Below are 20,054 nucleotides of genomic sequence, written 5' to 3' on the forward strand. Positions count from 1 at the left end.
TGCAGGCTCCCCATCTGAATGGAAGGCTTATTGCTGCGGAGCAGCCTCACCTTCGGTTTCGTCCATGGACTCTGCGTCACTGTTCATGGATTCGTCTGTCGTGTCGCCCTCATCAGTCATGGCGGGGGTTTCAGCCTCTTCGCTGACTGTCTGCGGGGCGTCTTCGCCGAGCGCCTCGTTCAGCGTTTCCTGCATGCCTGGCCACTGGCGCCAAGCGTAACCTTCCAGCTTTTCGCCGTTCAGCAGGACTGTCGGCGTCCCGGTGACGTCATCGCGCTCGCCGGCAGCAACAGAGGCCGAAATGGCGCGGCGGATGTCGGAGTTCTGAAGGCAGGCATCAAACTCTTCCGGGTCGCTGATGCCGTGATTGGCGGCGACCTGTTGGAGCGCCTGTTTCACCTGGCCGCCCTGACGTGCAAGGCTGAGAATGGCGGTCTGACGGGAAAAGAGTTCGTTGAGGACGTCATAATACTTGTCCTCACCGGCGCAGCGGGCAACGGCGAAACCGGCGACCGAGATCTGCGCGGGCGCTGTCGGGAATTCGCGGAAGATGTAACGCACCTTGCCGGTGTCGATGTACTCTTCTTTCATATTACCGACGACATCGGTGTGGAACTGAAGACAGGCCGGGCAGGTCCAGGAGGCGTATTCGATAATCGTCACGGGCGCATCGTCTTCGCCGAGCGCAATTTCCTGCAGGGCCGCGCTGGATGTGCCGCCTGTCTCGGCGGTCTCATCGCCTGACGCGCCGCATGCGGCCATCATCAGGAAGGAAAAAGCCAGAAGGGTGGACCGGCGGGAAACGAGTTTCATCATCATGACCTGTATTTGTGAGATGGATAGGTTGGCAGGGCCTGTCAGCGCCGATCAGGCTCTTGGGTTCTCTCTTCTGTCGCTAGCACAGCTTCGCCCAGTGCCAAAACCGCCTCGCGCAGGCTGCGATCCTCGATCCGGGCCACCGAGGCTTCCAGTGAGGCGCGCTCTTCAGATGTGAGGGGACGAAGGGCGCGCACGGGCTTTGGTGCAGCCTGCCGGCTCAGCGGGCCCTGCTTGATGCGAATTTCTGCGATGTCGCCGCCGAGCGAGACCGAGACACGCTGGCGGATGAGCTCGCTCTGATGCTGGATCATGGTTGCCGCAGCCGGGATACACTGCACGGTCAGCACGCGGCCTTTGCCCTTGCCGCCAGAGCCGATTTTCTCCGGTTCGCAGACGCGGGCGATCTGCGGGCCCACAATCTCTGCCCAGACAAGTTTAAGCCGCCCGATGGCGGGCCCCTTCTTTGGCAGCCGGTCGCGGGTGATGCGCTGGCTAAGCGTGCCGATCGTCTTTGCAATCGGTTTGACGGGTTTTGCCCGGGCATGGCGCAGCCGGATGCGGGCGCGCGCTTCTTCCAGCGGATCGAGGCTTGATCTCATAACCATGATGGCGATTGTGCCCTGCATGGCGAACCGAGAAAAGGCCGATTCTGCCGAAGCCTTGCGCTTTGCGGGTCTGCCTGCTGCCCTTCTGGACTGGTATGCGCGTCACGCACGCACTTTGCCCTGGCGTATCGGCCCGGGTGAGCGAGCGCGCGGCGTGGTGCCGGACCCCTATCGCGTCTGGCTGGCTGAGATCATGCTGCAGCAGACAACGGTGCCGCATGCGGCGGCCTATTTCGACAAGTTCACGCGCACCTGGCCCAGCGTTGAAGCTCTTGCCGGGGCTGAGGATAGCGATGTGATGGCCGCATGGGCCGGGCTTGGCTATTATGCACGGGCCCGAAACCTCCTGAAATGCGCCCGTGAGGTGACTGCGCGCGGCGAGTGGCCACGCACGGAGGCGGGCCTGCGGGAGCTACCCGGTGTCGGGCCTTATACCGCAGGTGCGGTCGCCGCGCTGGCCTTTGGCGAACCGGCGGCGGCGGTGGATGGTAATGTCGACAGGGTATTTGCGCGGCTTCTGGCGGCCAAAGGTGACTGGAAGGACGAAAAGCGCAGGATCGCCGAGACGGTGCGGGCGCTGGTTCCGGCGGATCGGCCGGGGGAGTTTGCTGAGGCCCTGATGGATCTTGGGGCGACGGTCTGCACGCCGAAGCGGCCCAATTGCCTGATTTGCCCGGTGCATGAGTGGTGCATGGGACGTGCAGAGGGGGTGCCTGAGCAGTACCCCATAAAGCCCGCCAAGAAAGCGAAACCGGTCAGGTTTGGTGAAGTCTATATAATCTGGCGGGAGGACGAGGTGGCAGTTGAGCGCAGACCCTCAAGCGGGCTGCTTGGCGGGATGCTGGGCCTGCCGACAACAGACTGGCGTGAGGGCGGCGTACCGGATCGGGCGGACTGGGCGATGGTGGACGCCACCTCTATTGGCGGAGTGAAACATGTCTTCACCCATTTTGAGCTTCGGCTGGATGTCCTCGTGATTGAGAGCCCCAGCGAACTGCCCACCGGAATCGAGTTCCAGTCGGCCGGGGACGTGGCTGCGGCCTTGCCAACGGTTTTCAGGAAGGCGCTGAAACTCGCGTCATGAGGGCTCGCGCGTGCCCTGGCGGTAGGCTTCCTCGCGCTCGCTGGCGAGAAGGTCGCGCACGGTTTCATTGGCATAGCCAAATTCGCTGAGCACGCGGCCGGAAAGCTGGAGCGCGGCCTCAATGGCGTCGGGAATGATGAAGGTGGCGCCAGCGGCTTCGAGGTCACGGCCATGTTCGGCGTCGCGGGCGCGGGCAAGGATGGGCAAGGCCGGGCGAAGCCGTCGCACGGCGGCCACCATGTCGCGCGCAGCGTCGGCATCGTCCACGGTGATGACGACCATGGACGCGCCGTCCAGGCCAGCCGCCTCCAGCATTTCAGGGCGGGCCGCGTCCCCGAATGAGACCTGCCAGCCATCCTGGCGTCCTGCACGCACGAGGGCGGGATCGCGCTCAAGGATGACGAGGTCTGTATTGGTCTCATCGAGGATGCGGGTAATCGTGCGGCCGACCCGTCCGAAGCCGGCAATGATGACATGTCCGTCCAGTTCGGAGAAATCCTGTGTCGGCGGGTGTTCGGTCTCGTCGGCCTCCTGATAGCGCGCGGCAATCATCTGTCCGATCTTGGAGGTCAGCGGGATAAGCAGCATGGAGAGCCCGGCAATGACGGTGACGGGTGTTGCGAGCTGAGTGGTGAGCAGGCCCGCCCCCGTCGCAGCCGCCATCACGACAAAGGCGAATTCGCCCGCCGGAGCGAGAAGAAAGGCAGATTCGGTCGCGACGCCAGCTGAGGCGCCAAAGAGGCGGGTACTTACCCAGGCAATCACCAGCTTGAGCGCAATAAGGCTGGCAAGCCCGCCAAGGACCAGCGGCGCGAGCTCCAGAGCGACCGCAAGGTCGATACTCATGCCCACCGTCATGAAGAAGATGCCGAGAAGCAGTCCCTTGAATGGATCGAGGTCGATCTCTGTCTGGTGACGGAATTCCGTTTCGCCAAGCAGGAGGCCGGCGAGGAAGGCGCCGAGCGCGACCGAGAGGCCTGCCGTCGCCGAAATCACGGCGGCTCCGATGACCGTAAAGAGGGTGACGGCCATCAGGAAGTCGCGTCCGCCCGCTTTTGCCGCAAGCCGGAAGGCCGGGCGTACCGCGAACCGGCCGATGGCAACAATGACGACGAGCGCCAGCAGCCCTTCACCGAGGGCGCGTAGAACGTCGCCTGCCAGCCCTCCGTCGCCGCTTTCGGCTGAAAGGAAACCGATGAGGATTAGGATGGGGGCCACCAGAATGTCCTGAAAAAGGAGGACACCAAGAGCGGTGCGTCCTGTCGGTCCGGTGGCGCGGTGTTCGGTGGTCAGCGTCTGCATCACGATGGCCGTCGATGAGAGCGCGAGGGCAAGGCCGATCACGGCGGCGGCGGCAGGTTCGAGGCCGAGCAGCCAGAGGCCCGTCCCAATGGCGGTGGAACTGGCGAACGCCTGAAGCGCGCCCGTGCCGAAGACGGCCTGGCGCATGCGCCAGAGCTTTTCAAAGGAGAGCTCCAGGCCGATCAAGAAAAGCAGGAAGAGGATGCCCAGCTCTGCAAAGGGTTCGGCCGCTTCCGGCTCTGCGACTGTGACGAACTGGACCGGCGCCCACAGGTCTTCGAGCGTGCCAAGGCCATAAGGGCCAAGCACAACGCCAGCAATAAGGAACCCCGCGACGGCAGGGATGCGCAGCATTCGCAGTGCCGGCACGATGACGCCAGCGGCGAACAGAAAGACGAGCATGTCCTTCAGGAAGATTTCCTGGCCTTCATGCCCCATGCCGAGCGCTCCTTTTGGTCTGCCTAGAACGTGATGCGTCCACCATAGGGCCGCTTTCGCGGATCGTCAGCCTTTGTGGAGGTGAAGGTGGATGATCGCAAGATTCGGGTCGCTCGCATGGGCTGGAAGCGCAAAACCTCTTTCCGAACCGATGGAGGAAAGTGATGCTCGACCTGACCGCAGCCTTGATCGTCTTTCTGTTCCCGCTGGCCTATAGTCCGGGGCCGGGCAATATGTTCTTTGCCGCCAATGGGGCCCGGTTCGGTCTGGTAGCGACCCTGCCGGCCAGCGCGGGCTACCACATCGCGACATTGCTGGTAACGCTGGCCATCGGCTTCGGGTTTGAGATGACGCTTCAGCGCTCTCCTGTCCTGTTTCAGACCATCAAATGGGCCGGCTCGATCTATGTCCTGTACCTCGCCTGGAAACTGTTCCGGGCGAGTGCCATGGACTCCGTCGGTGAAGCCCGTCCGGCCGGTATCTGGAGCGGCGCAGTCCTGCTGCTGCTCAATCCAAAGGCCTATGTGATCATCGCGCTTATGTTCAGCCAGTTTTTGGACGCGGGCTCCGCTTCGGGCAATGCCATTGCCGTTGGCTGGATCAGTACGGTCTTCACCCTCAACAATCTGCTTGCCTTCACGATCTGGACGCTCCTTGGCGGACGGATCGCGTCGCTGTTCAGGGATGAGGCCCGGGCGGACCTTCTCAACAGGCTTTTTGGCGGCGTGCTTGCGCTGGTCGCTGTCTGGATGATGTTTGCCTAGGTCTGAACGTGCACAGCGTTCAGTTCAGCCCCATTTCCTGGCGATAGCGGCGGCGCAGAAGGTCGATGGGGGCAAGATCACCCTTGGGCGATTCATAGTGCCAGAAGGTCCAGCCATTGCAGGCCGGCTGTTTCATGACATGGGCGCCCAGCCGGTGGATGGAGCCCGTGGCATCGCCGGAGGACAGGCTGCCATCGACACGGATGCGGGCATGATGGCGCTTCTTGGGAGACCAGAGGCGGTCGCCGGGTTTCAGCCAGCCTGTCTCGACCAGCGCCCCGAACGGCACGCGGGGCAGGGCGCGAGCGCCTTTCTGGGTTTCCAGCGCGTCGCCATTCAGCGGTGTAATGGCCGAGAGGCGGGCACGCGAGAGGCGGATATAGGCCGGGTCCTGTTCGATCCCGACATAGTCGCGGCCCAGCATCTTTGCGGCGGCCGCTGTGGTGCCGGTGCCGGAGAAGGGGTCGAGGATGACATCGCCGGGATTGGTGGTGGCCAGGATGACGCGCTTCAACAGCGCTTCCGGCTTCTGCGTCGGATGGGCTTTCTTGCCCTTGGCGTCCTTGAGGCGTTCAGCGCCGGTACAGAGCGGGATCGTCCAGTCGGAGCGCATCTGCTTGTCTTCGTTGAAGGCCTTGAGCGCGTCATAATTGAAAGTGACGCGCGACTTTTCATTCTTGGCCGCCCAGATCAGCGTCTCATGCGCATTCTGGAAGCGTGTGCCCTTGAAGTTCGGCATCGGATTGGATTTCAGCCAGATCACATCGTTCTGGATCCAGAAGCCTGAGTCCTGAAGGATGGCGCCCACCCGGAAGATGTTGTGATAGGAGCCGATGACCCAGATCGCGCCATCATCCTTGAGCACGCGGCGGCATTCAGTCAGCCACTGATGGGTGAAGAGGTCATAGGCATCGAAACTGTCGAACTGGTCCCAGGCGTCATCGACGCCGGCGACAGACGACTGGTCCGGACGGGTCAGCCCGCCGCCAAGCTGCAGATTATAGGGCGGATCGGCGAAGACGAGGTCAACGGACTTGTCCGGCAGCCGCGACAGCACGTCGACAGATTCACCTTCGATGATCGTATTGCGGACCAGATCCATACCTTGCTTGCCTCTTGCGCGATTCGGTTACAGGCGCGCATCCCGCAGGAATTTGGTTATTCAATCGTTACATGTTTCGCGGTGGCTGCAGATCGTTGCCCGAAACGTCGTTTCGCTTCCGTAATAACTGCTCTGAGGGCCTGTGGACAAGTTTGCAGCGATCGGGCGCGGGAAAGCCCGTCATGACTAGAACTCCAGCTTCATCTGCCCGTTCGGCGGCTCGGCCGGGCGGAACAGATCGGTGCGAAGGCGGGGCCGGGGCTCATCAAGGCCAAGGCGCCGGGCCGTCTTCTTGAAGCGTTGAGAGATCAGGCGGGCATGCACTCCGCGCCCGCGCCCGCGCTCAAACCAGTTGGCATCATAATCCTGGCCGCCGCGCATGTCCCGCAGGATATTGATCACCTTGGCGGCCCTGTCGGGATAGTGGGCGGCCAGCCATTCATGAAAGATGTCCTTCAACTCAAATGGCAGGCGAAGAAGGACATAGCCGGCACTCACGGCGCCGTGCTCGGCGGATGCCTCAAGAAGGTCTTCCATCTCCGGCTCATTGAGGGCTGGGATGATGGGGGCCGTCATGGCGATGACAGGCAGGCCCGCATCGGCAAGCGCTGAGATTGTCTGAAGCCGGCGATAGGGCGCGGCGGCGCGCGGCTCCATCAGGCGCGAAAGACGTGGGTCCAGTGAGGTCAGCGAGACACCCACACGGGCAAGTCCCTTTTCTGCCATGGGCGCCAGGATATCGATGTCGCGCTGGATGAGCGCCGACTTGGTCAGCAGCGTCACGGGATGATTGTGCTCTGACAGGACTTCAAGGAATGCCCGGGTCAGTTTCAGCTGACGTTCGACTGGCTGATAGGCGTCTGTATTCATGCCAAGGGCGATCGGGCGCGGGACATAGGAGGGTCTCGATAGTTCCTTCCTGAGCAACGCCGGGCCGTCCGGCTTGAAGAAAAGCCGGCTTTCGAAATCCAGCCCCGCCGACAGGCCGTGATAGGCGTGGGTAGGCCGGGCGAAACAATAGACGCAGCCATGCTCACAGCCGCGATAGGGATTGATCGTGCGGTCAAAGGAAATATCGGGCGAGCGATTATAGGTGATGATGGTTCTGGCGGCTTCCCGGGTCAGCGACGTGCGAAGCCGCGCCGCTGACTCCTCCACAGTGCCCCAGCCATCATCGAAGGGGTCGCGGGTTTCACGTTCGAAACGGCCGGTCTGGTTGGAGATCGCACCACGCCCGCGATGCTCCGGCCGCTCGGCGGCGGTCGACACATCAAGCAGGGTGACGCGGCCCTTGGATGGAAGTTTCTGGTTCAGCCTCATATTTCGAAGAAAGCATGAAGACCGGAACAAAACAAGAACAGTTAGCGCGTGGAAAAGCAGCGATCCACAGGGAATGGCGCGCCGCGCGGTCTAGGGTCTAGCCGCCCTTTGTGTCGAAGCTTTCGAGGATAGTGCGGAAGTGGCGTGCCAGCGTCGATGGCAGGAAGAGGGCGATGTCCTTGGTAATCGTCATGCCATCCGGCGCCACGCCATGAGAGGCGGGGACGATCTGCAGCAGCATGGGCGCTTCCTCGAACTCACGCGCGCCCGTCTTTTCGCGGTAGATGACCACAACATTGCGATGGCGGTCATCATCGCAGATCTTGGCAAAGATCTTCTCGACCTCTTCCTGAGGGCCTTCGAGAACCTGCATGAAATTCGTGCCATTGAAGAGGAGGATGCCGGTAATATCGGCATCGCGATTGGAGGTAATGGCAGTTTCGAGGATGTTCTGGAGGTCGACTGAGGACAACGTGCGCGTCGCAACGCTGACATAGGCGAGTTTGAACATGACGGACCCTTCTTGTTCGGGACGGGGACATGGAGCCATTCGACACTGCACGTCGATAACTTGTATCAATATCTGTGTTCAGAAACGGGTTCTGCACTGTTTTTTATACAGTTGCCAGTCACGCCATGTGTCTATGTCCACAAGATCAGGGAGGAGCGAAACCTTGGCGTGTGGCGGCAGATTACTCCACACATCTTCCATGGCGTGCGGACTGGACCAGCGCACAGCTTCGAAAACACCTGGAGATCGCAATCTGTGGCTGAGGCCGAACAGCCAGAAACCGCCATCCCGGGCAGGTCCGAACACGGCATCGCTGCGCCGCAATTGGCGTACAGCGTCAAGAAGCAGGCTTTTCGTCAGGCCGGGCGCGTCTGTCCCGATGAAGATGACGGGGCCGGGCGGGGCGTCCATCATGCCATGGGTCAGACGTTCGCCCAGCCCGCGGCCGGACTGGGCCCGGCGCTCAAACTGGGACGGCCAGAGGCCTCCAAGTGTCTTCTCCGTTTCACTGGCGGGGGCGATCAGGAGGCGGGTGCGCCATGCAGGATGAGCGGCCTGACGCATCGTATGGGCTGTCATCGCCCGTGACAGACGCCGCGCCGTCACCCGGCCGGCATCTGCGGCCAGCCGCGTCTTGGAGACGCCCATTTGCGGGGGCTTGGTCAGGATAAGCAGGGTCGGTCTGTGCATGGTCAGCGATAGGATCTGGCAAGCGATGCGGGGCTGGCGCCCAACAGATATCTTGTAATGATCCAGGCATTCTTCCAGCTGCGCCGGCGCCAGCCATCACGCTCATACTTGGCTGCAGACGTGCGGGCCTGCGCCGACAGGATGGAAAGACGCTTGCGGCCGACGGCCTGAACAAGGCGCACATCCTCCAGCAGGGGCAGGTCCTCATAGCCGCCGGTCTCGTCATAGAGCTTGCGGGAGATGAGCAGGCCCTGATCGCCATAGGGCAAAGCGAGGAAGCGGGCGCGCTGATTGGCACGTCTTGCGACACGGCTTGCCATCGGATGGTCGGACCGGAAGGCGAGCGTGAAGACAGCGGCCTTACCGGGCCTGTCGGCAATATGATCGCGCACGCGTTCTGCCCAGTCCCGGCTGAGGACGGTATCGGCATGCAGGAAGAGCAGCCAGTCCCCGCGCGCTCTGGAGGCGCCTGAAATCAGCTGCTTGGCCCGGCCCGCGGGCCCCTCAATGACGTCTGCGCCTGCGGAGTCTGCGATGGCGGGCGTTGCGTCCTCTGATCCGCCATCGGCAATGATGACTTCACGGACAAGCCCGCTTTCGGCGCCGGGCATCAGGGCGGCCAGGCAGGCGGGCAGGTCTTCGCCGGCATTCAGGGTGGGGATGATGACTGATAGAGGCGCAGGCATAGGCGGATCTCGACAAGGTTCAGATTGTCGCGCCATGGCGCGCCGGACCCGGCGGAACGGGCCGTGTACAAAGGCGTTTAAACAGTGTTCGAAACGCGAAGGAAGGACCCTTATGTCCACGATCTACGAAACACTCAAGAAAGACCACGACAAGCACCGCAAGATGCTCGACCTCATCGTCAGCACGAGCGGCGACAATGAGATGCGCCGCGACGTCTGGGACAAGTTCTACCATGATGTCAGCGCGCACGCCGCAGCCGAGGAAGAGACATTCTATTCCAAGCTGATCGCCACCGAGGAGGGCCAGCCGGAAGGGCGCCACTCCGTCGCCGAGCACAAGGAGCTCGACGATCTCATGGAAGAACTCAACGACACCGACATGTCGTCCCCGGGCTGGCTGACCAAGTTCAAGCAGCTGAAAGAGCGCTATGAGCACCATATGGAAGAAGAAGAAAACGACGTCTTCCCGGTCGCCAAGGAAACTGTCGGCAAGGACGGGAACGAAAAGCTGGGAGCTGCGTTCAAGAAGCGTAAGGACGACGAGATCGAGCTTGTCGAGGAGAAAGCCGAAGAGAAGCTCGAAGAGTAGAGTGGACACCAAAGGAAGCTGGACCGCACATCCAGCGAACGTCCATCAAAGAGGCTGAAGCGTTCCCTCCCCCTCACGCTTTTCCTCTCCAAAAGACCCCGGAGCGTACCCCTCCCCTCCCTCACGCTCCGGGGTTTTTCTATGTGCGGAAGAAATTTCCCGACGCGTGCCGGTCAGCTGAGCCCTTCCAGCCTTTCCTGAATCTGCAAGAGATCCCGCCAGGCGCGGCTTTTTTCTTCCGGGCGGCGCAGCAGGAAGGCCGGGTGGAAGATGGGGAAGAGCGGGGCTGAATAGCCGCCAGGTGTTTCAAGCATCTGTTCGGTGCCGCGCAGTTTCATGATCCCGATTGAGGCATTCAGAAGCGATTTCGCAGACACACCGCCTGCCGCGATGATGAGTTTCGGCTGGCCGATCTCCACCATCCGATCGACGAAAGGACGGCAGAGCGCGAGTTCGTCGTCAGTCGGATTGCGATTTCCCGGCGGGCGCCAGTAATTGACATTGGTGATGAAGACATTGGTGGCGCGAGAGAGGCCAATCGCCGCCAGCATCCGGTCGAGGAGCTGTCCGGCGCGCCCGACAAAGGGCTTGCCCTGCTTGTCCTCTTCTGCGCCGGGCCCTTCACCGATGACCATGACTGGCGCGCCTTCCACCCCGTCATAACAGGCCGCATTGCGTGCCGCTTCCTTCAACAGGCAACCGTCGAAGCCTTCGATGGCGGCTTTGAGATCGGCCATCGTGGCGGCGGCACGGGCAAGGTTTCTGGCCTCTTCGACCCAGTCTTCATGGCGCTTTTCTTTCGGGATTGCCCGGGGACGGCGCGCGGTCTGCGGCGGCGCGGCCGGGCCGACAGAGGTGCGGGCGGCCTTGGTCAGGGCGCGGATTTCGGCCTCGTCGGCATCGACCCCCATCTCCGCCCACCAGTCGCGGAGCGCCTTAAGCGCCTGAATTTGTTCCGGCTGAGACATCGAGACCCTTTGGAATTCTGGCAAATCGACTGTAGACCGGACTGTGACTATGTACAAAGCGGGCTATCACACGTGGCCTCAGCCGGGAGAGACAAGATATGAGCGAAGCGGTGGAACGCGAATCCATGGAATTCGATCTGGTGATCGTTGGCGGTGGGCCTGCAGGCCTGTCAGCTGCGATCCGGGCGAAACAGCTGGCCAATGAAGCGGGCGAAGAGCTTGAAGTCGTCGTGCTGGAAAAAGGCGGCGAGATTGGCGCGCACATCCTGTCCGGCGTTGTGGTGGACCCATCGGGTCTCGACGCGCTGATCCCCGACTGGCGCGAACGCGATGACGCACCGCTGAAGACCGAAGTCACCGGTGACAAGTTCATCTGGCTTGGCCCCAAAGGCTCCATGGATATCTCCTGGCTTCCGATGCCGGGCTATATGAAGAACCATGGCAACTATACCGGCTCGCTTGCCAATGTGACCCGCTGGCTGGGCCAGGAAGCTGAAAATCTCGGCATCAATGTTTTCCCGGGCTTTGCCGCATCCGACATCGTCTATGGCGATAATGGTGAAGTGAAAGGCGTTGTCGCGGGGGTCATGGGCATTGCCGCTGATGGCAGCCACAAGCCTGACTATGAGCCGGGCATGGAGCTTCTCGGCAAATATGTCTTCTTCGCCGAAGGCGCGCGTGGCTCGCTGTCGAAGCAGCTGATCCAGAAATTTGATCTCTCGAAAGACCGCGACCCGCAGAAATACGGCATTGGCCTGAAAGAGCTCTGGTCGGTGCCGGAAGAGAATTTCCAGGAAGGCTACGTTCAGCACACGCTCGGCTGGCCGCTCGACGACAAGACTGGCGGCGGCAGCTTCCTCTATCATTTCCGCGATGGCGGCGAGCCCTTTGTCTCGCTCGGCTTCGTTGTGCACCTCAATTACAAGAATCCGTACCTCTCTCCGTATCAGGAGCTGCAGCGCTGGAAGCACCATCCGGACATCCTGAAATTCATCGAGGGCGGCAAGCGCGTCGGCTATGGCGCGCGCGCGATCACTGAAGGCGGCTATCAGTCGCTTCCGAAGCTGACCTTCCCGGGCGGTGCGCTGATCGGCTGTTCGGCCGGTTTCGTCAACGTGCCTCGCATCAAGGGCAGCCACAACGCCATCCTGACCGGCATGATGGGTGCAGAAGCCGCTTTCGCCGCGATCAAGGAGGGCCGTCAGGGCGATGAGCTTACGGCCTATCAGGAAGCGTATGAGAAGTCCTCGGTCCGCAAGGAGCTGTTCGCGGTGCGGAATGTGAAGCCGTTGCTTTCCAAGGCCGGTACCATGTTCGGCACGCTGCTTGGCGGTCTCGAGATGTGGACAACCAAGCTGCTCGGCGGTTTCTCCTTCTTCGGCACGCTCAGCCACGGCAAGACCGATGCGGCAGCGCTCGAGCCGGCCTCCAAGCACAAGCCGATCGACTATCCGCGTCCGGATGGCAAGATCAGCTTCGACAAGCTGACCAATGTCTCCTTCACCAACACCAACCATGCTGAAGACCAGCCGGTGCATCTGATCGTGAAGGATATGGAGCTTCAGAAGAAGTCAGAGCACGATGTCTATGCAGGCCCGTCCGCGCGCTATTGTCCGGCCGGGGTCTATGAGTGGGTTGAGGAAGAAGGCAAGGAGCCGCGCTTCCAGATCAACGCGCAGAACTGCATCCACTGCAAGACATGCGATATCAAGGACCCGAACCAGAACATCAACTGGACGACGCCGGAAGGCGGCGGTGGGCCTGCCTATCCGAACATGTAGAGTCACTTGAGGGAGAAGCCCCATGAAGAGCTTCGAGTTCAAGCCTTCGCTCCTGAGGGAGCGCGACAACTGGACCATCGATAGCGGAATGCTCACCTGCAATGGCGAGCTTTTCTGCAGCCTTGCCAATGTCGAGCAGGCGCATTTCGCTGAGATGGAGGCGCAGCAAAGCCGCACGACCTGGCTGGACCTGAAGGCCGCGGACAACACGAGGCGCCGCATATCCTGTACGGCGCCGGCGGGCGACGAGAATGGTGAGCAGTGTCTGGCGCTTTACCGCGAGACGCTTGATGCGCTGGCCGCTCTCAAACCTGAGATGAAGGTCTCGGTCGGTGCCACCGGCGGCGGGTCGCGCTGGGCGGTATTTCTGCTTGGTATAATCGGGGTAGTGGCCGGTCTTGCTGCGCTGGGCGCTGTTCCGGGCGGGCTGATTGCGCCCGCTCTGGAGGTCTATGCCCTTTCCGCCGGGGCTGTTCTCACTCTCGGCGGCGCGGCTCTCGCCTTCTTCTTCCGTCCCTGGGTCGCCCCGAAACGCCTGAATGTCTCAGAGGCGCGCGATTACGTGGCCAGCCTGTCGCTGGATGGCGACCCATCCGGCGCTGAGCAACAGGGCGAGGCACCAGAAGACGATGAAGGGCAGGGCGCCGCCACCGGCCGCGCCGACTGATGCAGCGGCCGCGCAGGCGGCCGCCAGCCCCCACCAGAGTATGGCGACCTCCCAGTGGCCCCAGCCTGCTTTCATCAGCGCCTGATAGGCGTGATCGCGGTGCGCCCGCAGCAGGCTTTCGCCGCGCCGGACCCGCAAGATCAGTGTCAGAAGCGTATCGGCCAGGAAGGGAAGCGCGAGCGTCGCAATCGTCCAGACTGGTAGGTCCGGCACGAGAGCAAAGACGCCGAACAATCCCCCGACCCCCAGCGCGCCGACATCACCCGCATAGAGCTTGCCGGACATATTGTGGATGAGAAATCCGAAGATCGCGCCAGCGATGACAATCAGGATTGGCGGAAAGCCGGAGTCGCCTGTGAACGCTACGCTTGCGCCAAGCCCGGCAAACATGATCGCAAGCGAGCCCATGGAGAGCCCGTTCGACCCGTCCATGAAGTTCGCGGCATTTGAAAAGACGAGCAGCCAGAGCGCGGTGCCGGAAAAAAGCAGCCAGGGCGCGCTCACCGGGCCGAAAGGTGTATCCAGCGCTGAAGGCGAGAGGCCAAGCAGCGGCGCACCGATGCAGGCCGCGAGAAGGAGGGTCAGTTTCGGTCTGGCAAAAAGGTTCGTCACATCGTCCGCCAGACCGATCAGCGTGAAGGCGCCTGCAATCAGCAGCGCGGCGCACAGCCCGCTCTCCTCCGGCCAGAGCGGTACGAAAAATGACGTGGCCAGCGCGGCCAGCGTAAAGCCGATGGCAATGCCAAGCCCGCCAAGGCGCGGGACCGGGGCGGCCTGAAACTTCCGCTCCCCGTCCGGCGCATCGACGACTCCCAGCCGGCGCACGACATGGCAGGCAATAAAGGAAACAAGCGCAGCTGCGAGGAAAGCCGCGGCGAGAAGAATCAGTTGGACCATGGTGCGATACTAGCCGCCTTTGAGAAGCGTGGGAGCTATCCACCAGCCGGGATGCCGCGCTTTGAGGGTTTCGGCGGCCGACATCATCTCGCGCCGCGTTTCGAACAGGCCAAAACAGCTCGCCCCTGAACCAGACATGCGGGCAAGACTGCAGCCGGTCATGGTGTCCAGACTGTCAAGGACGTCACGGATCTGCGGGACAAGGCCGATGGCGGGGCTTTCAAGGTCGTTTCGCGTGTGAGTGCGCAGCCAGGCGATCATTTCAGGCGGTGTCTCAAACACTGGCAGGTCCAGAGAAGAGAGGCCGGGGCCTGTTCCGGTCTGATCGAAAGCCTGGAAGACAGGGCCGGTCGGGCAGGGCAGGCGGGGATTGATGAGGAGGGTGGGCAGGTCCGGCAAATCTGCCACGCGCCGGATGATCTCACCTTCGCCCTGCATCCGGCAGGCCTGAGAAGTGTAGGCCGCCGGCACGTCGCCGCCGAGCCCGGTCGACAAGGTCCAGCCGACCTGCTCGGTCAGCGTTCCGATCCGGACCAGCTGGCGCAGCATCGCGCCTGCATCGGCAGAGCCGCCGCCGAGGCCTGCTGCCACCGGAATGTGCTTGTACAGGGTGATGGCAAGCGGCGGCACTTTGAAGCCGCGCGCCTGGCAGGCGGCGATGGTTTTCAGCACGAGATTTTCGGGCGAGGCAAGGTCCGGCGCCGAGAAGGGCCCGTCCAGAGTGAAGCTTGCCTCGCTGGCCCGGCGCGCTTCGACACGGTCCGACGCTTCAGGCCCGGCGAACATGACCAGGGAGTCGAGGTCATGGCGGCCATTTTCCTTCACGCCGCCGACATGGAGGAAGAGATTGATCTTCGCTGGAGCAAGCATCAGGGCGTCCGGCTTGCGGCCTGTGTTTCCGGCCCGGTCAGCATCTTGCGTTCGATCCTGTGGATGTCCTGCTCATCCTCCAGCAGGGTAATGGCGCGCTCCCACTGGAACCGCGCCTCCAGACGCCGGCCTGTCATCCAGTAAGCGTCACCCAGATGGTCGATGATCTCCGCAAGGTCCGGCTGGATTTCGGCAGCAAGCTCCAGATAGTGAACGGCGCGTTCGAAATCGCCAAGCTTGTAATACCCCCAGCCAAGACTGTCGGTGATGGCGCCGCTATTGGGGCGAAGCGATAGCGCCTGCCGGATCAGGTCCATGCCGCGCTCAAGGTGCAGGCCCCGGTCGACCCAGCTATAACCAAGATGGTTCAGCACTTCCGGGGAGTCTGGATTGAGCGTCTTGGCCTTGAGGAGATCCTCTTCGGCCTGCGGCCAACGCCCAAGCGCCTCGTGCAGTGTGCCTCGCGCATAATAGAGGCGCCAGTCATCAATGCCGCTGGCTTCGTCGCTCCTGATGATCTCATCGAAGACGACAAGCGACTCCTCGTCCTGATTGAGCGAACTCAGAAGGTCGGCCATCTGGATCTTGAGGTCGCGCTGGGGCTCGCCCTCCAGCGTCCGGCGCGCCAGGTCGAGCGCCTCGTCCTTGCGGCCCGCGCGGTAAAGCGCCCAGGCAAGCTGGCCGGTCGCGGAGACATGATAGGGAGAGCTTGCCGGAATGGCTTCCAGCATGGCGATGGCTTCTTCGCTGCGCCCGGAGCGGTCGAGCGCATCGGCGAACAGCGCGCGGGCTGCCTGCAGGTCGGGGTCGAGGTGGAGCGCGATGGAGTAATAGACGCCGGGCAGATCATCGGCGGACTGGGCGGCGAGGGCGGCCGCCGGCACGTAAATGGCCAGTGCGGCGCCTTCCCGCGCGGTCAGGCGCTTCATGCCCAGCTCTTCACCGGCTTCAAGGCGCTCCAGCACATCTGTTATGCGTGGATTATGGCCCGTCTGTTCCAGATAGGTCTGAAGGACATCCCGCGCCGCGTCCCGTTTGCCCCTTTCTGCCAGAAGGCGGGCATAAGTGTCCGCGGTCGAGGCGATCAGCGTGCCATTCGCCGAAAGAACCTCAAGTGTTTCAAGCGCTTCCTCATCCTGCCCGCCGGCGACTTCCATCAAGGCGAGCGAATTGAGCATGATGCCGCGCAGATAGGCATCTTCTCCGGCCGCATCCATCAGCTTCAGCTCGGCCTGGGCAAGATTGCCAAGTCCGAACTCTGCCCAGGCCTCCAGAGAGCCGAGCACCATGGTGTGAAACGGTCCGGACTGGCTGCGCGCGGTCAGATCACTCACAGCCAGAAAGTTTTCCGAGGCGATGGCGTCAGCCGCGAGGGTCAGCCGCAACAGGCTGGTTTCGTCAAGGACGGACTTGCCCGCTTGCGAGGATATCGACAGGGCGAGCGGAAAGTCGTTGGCGAGGAGCGCCGAGAAGACCGCCCGCTCGGTGATCGACCGGTCGCCCGGATGAATACGGGCAATGCGGGCATAGTTTTCAGCGGCCGCCTCCGGGTCATTCGTCAGTGAGGCATAGCGCGCGATGAGGAAGTCGCCCATGTCTCCGGCCTGCGAATGGAAGGCACCATCGGCTTCAGCGAAAGCGGCCTCGCCGGCAAGGGCGGAGTCCGCCTGCGGCATCATCGTGCATGCCGAAAGCAGGGCCGTGAGGCCCGCAAGACTTGCCGTAAAGTGTCGCGCTTTGATCATGGCGTGGTTTTATCAACTCTGACAGATCAGCATAACCGCGCACGCACGATTTGCCATAGATAATAGCGATCACAGCTGAGTGAAACGCGCCTTCGGGTCCGGTCAGATATCCTGACGGTTTACCTCGGTATCGTCGCCAAGAGAGACGTCCGGCAGGGGCTGTTTCTCAGGCGGCGGGCCCTCAAGGCCGTTTTCGAGCTTGTCCACCAGCTCGCGGCGTTTCTCCTCGCGCGGATAGTCATCGAGGGCGGTCTGCCAGGCCTCGCGGGCCTCATCCTTGCGGTCGAGATGCCAGTAGATGTCGCCCAGATGATCCTCGATCTCCCAATGCGTATTGGGGGCGAGGGCACGCTGGGCCTGTTCGATATAGCGGCGCGCACCTTCCAGGTCCCCCAGCCGGTAGCGGGCCCAGCCATAGCTGTCGGCGATATAGGGATCGTTCGGGGCAAGCGCGTTGGCGCGGGCCAGCACCTTGAAGGCTTCGGCATACTGGTCGGTATTCTCGATCAGGAAATAGCCGAGCGTGTTCAGCATATAGGGGTCATTCGGCCGGCGAAGGGCTTCTTCGCGGATGAGGCTCAGGGCTTCGTCGGTCTGGTCTGCATCGGCCAGTGCATTGGCGAGCGCCATGCGGCGTTCATGCGTGTCATCCAGCTCTTGCGCGGCGCGGGCATGGAAGAGGGCTTTATCGAACTGGCCGAACTGCGAATAGATGGCCGCGCTGGTCGAGTGGGCCCCCGCCTTCTCCGCATCCGTCTCGGCAAGACCGGGCGTGCTTTCAGCAAGTTCTGTCGCCTTTTCGCGGTCATCGAGCAGCGCATAGATGAGCATGGCGTTGGAATAGGTGCCAAGCTCCTCGTCTTCCTCTGCAAGTTCAATCGCTGTGGCAAGCGCGCTGCGGGCCGCATCGGTCTTTCCCAGACGGACCAGGGACTGGGCTTCAGATAGTTTCAGCCCGGCCGTCGGCTCGGGCGCGGCAGAGGCGACATGCAGGGCCGCTTCGAAGAGGGTTTCGTCGTAAAGGTCGCCAACGACCGAGAGGCGAAGCGATTCATTGTCAGGATCGATCAGGAGCGCGAGCTGGTCGAATGCGGCTTTCGTGTCGTCAAAGCCGCCCGGCTGCTGGCCGGTAAAGGCAGAGCGGATCATCCGCTGATAGGCAAGCGCCAGCGAGTAGTCCGACAGGGTCCGGGCGAAGGCCTGGTCGGTTTCCAGCATGTCCTCATCCAGACCACGGCCGGACTCGATCTGCTCCATCGCCGCCGCAAAGCTGGCGGATTGCTCGGGCTCGGCGTCTGCGAGCCGTGAATAGAGCGCCTTGGCCTCATCCACGCGCCCCATCTGCCGCAGCAGGAGCGCCTGACGCGAGATAACGAGACGTACATGGTTATAGAGGATCGATTGCGGATCGAATTCGTGTTCCGGCGCCTCAATCTTTGACGGCGTGATCGCCGAATAGACGGCTAGCGCCTCTTCCTCCCGGCCGGCCGCTTCGAGCATGGCAGCCAGCGACAGGTCGCCGGTCAGGCCCGGCAGGCTGGACCCGACTGCGCGGTGCGCATCGATGGCGGCATCGAACTGGCCGTCGAGAGCCAGATACCAGGCCTCCAGAAAACCGCCGAGCTGCGCCATGTTCTCGTCATCGGCTGTCGTCTCCGCGAGTGTCAGCGCAGTCTCATAGTCGCCTGCGGCGGCAGCATCGATGGATGCGATTGCGGCCGCGAAAGGTTGGCTCTCGCCGTCGCGGACTAGCGTGTTCTTCATCGCGGCGACGAAGGCGGCCATGTCGCCAGCCTTGATCGCCTCGACGGGTGATGCATAGGCCAGAAGCCCGACTGGTTCGCCATCCTCGTCCAGCACGGCTGTCGCCATTGCGGCTTCGGAGACATCATAGACGCCTTCATAAGCCGACAGCGCACCGATAATGGCTTTCTTGCGCTCGCTGACGGCCTCGCGGTCGGCATCGCTCATCTGCGGGGTGGGCTCAGGCTGACCTGCGCTCATGCTTTCGCAACCGGTGAGCGCCATCGCGAACAGGGCGAAAGCAGAAGTCAGTTGCGGTTTCATGAAGCGGTCCTTTCGGCGGCGGTCTGGTCCCTTGAGAGGGTAAGGTTTGTGTCCGGCCTGTCCAGCAAGGGCGCCAGTCCGTTTCAGTCCGGACCGCGCGCGTCTAGCTGACGCGGCGGATGCAGAAATCGGCGAGTTCTGCCAGGAGGTGGCGCCACTGCGTATCGGGCAGTCTGGAGAGCGCGGACTTGGCAAGGCCGACATAGGCCTCGGCCTCTGCAATGGTCGCTTCGGCGGCCCCGGTGGTTCGGATGAGGTGGATGGCGCGGGCCAGATCGCCTTCTTCCTGCTTGCTGAGATCGAAGGCGCGTGCCCAGAAGGCCTGATCCTCGGCGCGTCCGCGCCGGCGGGCAATAATCACGGGCAGGGTGATCTTGCCTTCCCGGAAATCGTCGCCGACCACCTTTCCGATCACGGAGGTCGTTCCGCCATAGTCGAGGACATCGTCCACGATCTGGAAGGCGAGGCCGAGATTCTTGCCATAGGTGGCGAGCGCATCGGCATGGTCTGCCCCGCCGCCAGAGATCGCCCCGGCGCGGGCAGCCGCCTCGAAGAGGGCGGCGGTCTTCGCCTCGATAATGGCGAGATAGTCTTCGGTGGGAAGGTCGGGCTTGCCCTGCGCCGCGAGCTGGCGCACCTCGCCCTCAGCGATCACCGACGAGGCGTTGGAGAGAATCTCGAGAATTTCCAGCGAGCCGGTATCGACCATCAGGGTGAAGGCGCGCGCGAACAGGAAGTCGCCGACGAGGATAGAGGCCGAATTGCCCCAGACCGACTTTGCCGCCGGTTTCCCGCGGCGAAGGTCGCTTTCGTCGATGACATCGTCATGCAGCAGGGTGGCGGTGTGGATGAACTCGACAGCCGCCGCCAGCGAATGAGTGGAGGGGTTCGTCTCCCCGACGGCCTGCGCCGCGGCCAGCGTGATGATCGGGCGAAGCCGCTTTCCGCCCGCCGACACGATATAGTCGGACATGTCCGGAATAACGTCGACCGGGCTGGCTGCGCGCGACTTCAGCAGGGTTTCGACCGAGGCAAGATCGCCTTCAAGTAGGCTTGAAAGCCGGTCGACTACTGTTTTTCCGGAGGTCGTTTCGCGCGCTGTCGCTGGTGTGGTCACAAGGTTTTCCTGCTAAGCTCAATTGACTAGGT

18 protein-coding genes are annotated in these 20,054 nt (G+C 62.5%); 4 read left to right on the forward strand and 14 right to left on the reverse strand.

The genetic code is table 11. From position 1 onward, the window contains the following. Positions 1-27 precede the first annotated feature (27 nt). Positions 28-813 carry a thioredoxin domain-containing protein gene (locus tag ABNU55_RS02785; RefSeq protein WP_290750068.1) on the reverse strand — a complete coding sequence of 262 codons (786 nt, stop codon included), beginning with the start codon at positions 811-813 and terminating at the stop codon, positions 28-30. A 44-nt stretch (positions 814-857) separates the two neighbouring features. Continuing rightward, positions 858-1,424, reverse strand: a complete 567-nt coding sequence (locus ABNU55_RS02790; protein ID WP_290750070.1) for a DciA family protein — start codon at positions 1,422-1,424, stop codon at positions 858-860. Between the two features lie 19 nt (positions 1,425-1,443). Between ABNU55_RS02790 and ABNU55_RS02795 the strand changes: the two genes are divergently transcribed. Next, positions 1,444-2,508 carry an A/G-specific adenine glycosylase gene (locus ABNU55_RS02795; protein WP_290750072.1) on the forward strand — a complete coding sequence of 355 codons (1,065 nt, stop codon included), beginning with the start codon at positions 1,444-1,446 and terminating at the stop codon, positions 2,506-2,508. On the opposite strand, the gene ABNU55_RS02800 is transcribed toward ABNU55_RS02795, so the two are convergent. Next, a complete protein-coding gene (locus ABNU55_RS02800) occupies positions 2,503-4,248 on the reverse strand; it encodes a cation:proton antiporter (RefSeq protein ID WP_290750073.1) in 1,746 nt (581 codons plus the stop codon). The genes ABNU55_RS02795 and ABNU55_RS02800 overlap by 6 nt on opposite strands. A gap of 164 nt (positions 4,249-4,412) precedes the next feature. Between ABNU55_RS02800 and ABNU55_RS02805 the strand changes: the two genes are divergently transcribed. After that, positions 4,413-5,012 (forward strand): LysE family translocator, encoded by a 600-nt coding sequence (locus tag ABNU55_RS02805; RefSeq protein ID WP_290750076.1) that lies wholly within the window; start codon positions 4,413-4,415, stop codon positions 5,010-5,012. A gap of 19 nt (positions 5,013-5,031) precedes the next feature. On the opposite strand, the gene ABNU55_RS02810 is transcribed toward ABNU55_RS02805, so the two are convergent. The 5 genes from ABNU55_RS02810 to ABNU55_RS02830 form a co-directional block, all read right to left on the reverse strand. Beyond that, the gene (locus tag ABNU55_RS02810; protein WP_290750078.1) at positions 5,032-6,114 is read right to left on the reverse strand and encodes a site-specific DNA-methyltransferase; all 1,083 of its coding nucleotides are present in this window, start codon (positions 6,112-6,114) and stop codon (positions 5,032-5,034) included. Positions 6,115-6,300: 186 nt separating this feature from the next. Continuing rightward, positions 6,301-7,434: a PA0069 family radical SAM protein gene (locus ABNU55_RS02815; RefSeq protein ID WP_290750081.1), complete on the reverse strand. Its 1,134-nt coding sequence runs from the start codon at positions 7,432-7,434 to the stop codon at positions 6,301-6,303. 97 nt (positions 7,435-7,531) lie between these two features. Next, complete coding sequence (locus tag ABNU55_RS02820; RefSeq protein ID WP_290750084.1) at positions 7,532-7,945, reverse strand: BLUF domain-containing protein; 414 nt, start codon at positions 7,943-7,945, stop codon at positions 7,532-7,534. A gap of 78 nt (positions 7,946-8,023) precedes the next feature. Beyond that, positions 8,024-8,635, reverse strand: coding sequence for a TIGR04282 family arsenosugar biosynthesis glycosyltransferase (locus ABNU55_RS02825; protein ID WP_290750086.1), 612 nt, complete (start codon positions 8,633-8,635; stop codon positions 8,024-8,026). Between the two features lie 2 nt (positions 8,636-8,637). Further along, complete coding sequence (locus ABNU55_RS02830) at positions 8,638-9,321, reverse strand: TIGR04283 family arsenosugar biosynthesis glycosyltransferase (RefSeq protein WP_290750089.1); 684 nt, start codon at positions 9,319-9,321, stop codon at positions 8,638-8,640. A 112-nt stretch (positions 9,322-9,433) separates the two neighbouring features. Between ABNU55_RS02830 and ABNU55_RS02835 the strand changes: the two genes are divergently transcribed. Next, positions 9,434-9,910: a hemerythrin domain-containing protein gene (locus ABNU55_RS02835; RefSeq protein WP_290750092.1), complete on the forward strand. Its 477-nt coding sequence runs from the start codon at positions 9,434-9,436 to the stop codon at positions 9,908-9,910. Positions 9,911-10,083: 173 nt separating this feature from the next. On the opposite strand, the gene ABNU55_RS02840 is transcribed toward ABNU55_RS02835, so the two are convergent. Further along, positions 10,084-10,878 (reverse strand): uracil-DNA glycosylase, encoded by a 795-nt coding sequence (locus ABNU55_RS02840; RefSeq protein ID WP_290750094.1) that lies wholly within the window; start codon positions 10,876-10,878, stop codon positions 10,084-10,086. A gap of 98 nt (positions 10,879-10,976) precedes the next feature. Here ABNU55_RS02840 and ABNU55_RS02845 point away from each other — a divergent pair, with 98 nt between their 5' ends. Next, positions 10,977-12,659, forward strand: coding sequence for an electron transfer flavoprotein-ubiquinone oxidoreductase (locus tag ABNU55_RS02845; RefSeq protein WP_290750097.1), 1,683 nt, complete (start codon positions 10,977-10,979; stop codon positions 12,657-12,659). Positions 12,660-13,203: 544 nt separating this feature from the next. On the opposite strand, the gene ABNU55_RS02850 is transcribed toward ABNU55_RS02845, so the two are convergent. The 5 genes from ABNU55_RS02850 to ABNU55_RS02870 form a co-directional block, all read right to left on the reverse strand. Next, positions 13,204-14,223: a hypothetical protein gene (locus ABNU55_RS02850; protein WP_290750100.1), complete on the reverse strand. Its 1,020-nt coding sequence runs from the start codon at positions 14,221-14,223 to the stop codon at positions 13,204-13,206. 9 nt (positions 14,224-14,232) lie between these two features. Further along, complete coding sequence (locus ABNU55_RS02855) at positions 14,233-15,093, reverse strand: 4-(cytidine 5'-diphospho)-2-C-methyl-D-erythritol kinase (protein ID WP_290750103.1); 861 nt, start codon at positions 15,091-15,093, stop codon at positions 14,233-14,235. Further along, complete coding sequence (locus tag ABNU55_RS02860) at positions 15,093-16,838, reverse strand: tetratricopeptide repeat protein (RefSeq protein ID WP_290750105.1); 1,746 nt, start codon at positions 16,836-16,838, stop codon at positions 15,093-15,095. Before ABNU55_RS02860 ends, ABNU55_RS02855 begins: the two co-directional genes overlap by 1 nt. A gap of 102 nt (positions 16,839-16,940) precedes the next feature. After that, positions 16,941-18,905 carry a hypothetical protein gene (locus ABNU55_RS02865; protein ID WP_290750108.1) on the reverse strand — a complete coding sequence of 655 codons (1,965 nt, stop codon included), beginning with the start codon at positions 18,903-18,905 and terminating at the stop codon, positions 16,941-16,943. A gap of 103 nt (positions 18,906-19,008) precedes the next feature. Continuing rightward, a complete protein-coding gene (locus ABNU55_RS02870; protein ID WP_290750110.1) occupies positions 19,009-20,022 on the reverse strand; it encodes a polyprenyl synthetase family protein in 1,014 nt (337 codons plus the stop codon). Positions 20,023-20,054 lie beyond the last annotated feature (32 nt).

It is taken from the genome of uncultured Henriciella sp. (genome assembly GCF_964005855.1).
Taxonomy (GTDB): domain Bacteria; phylum Pseudomonadota; class Alphaproteobacteria; order Caulobacterales; family Hyphomonadaceae; genus Henriciella.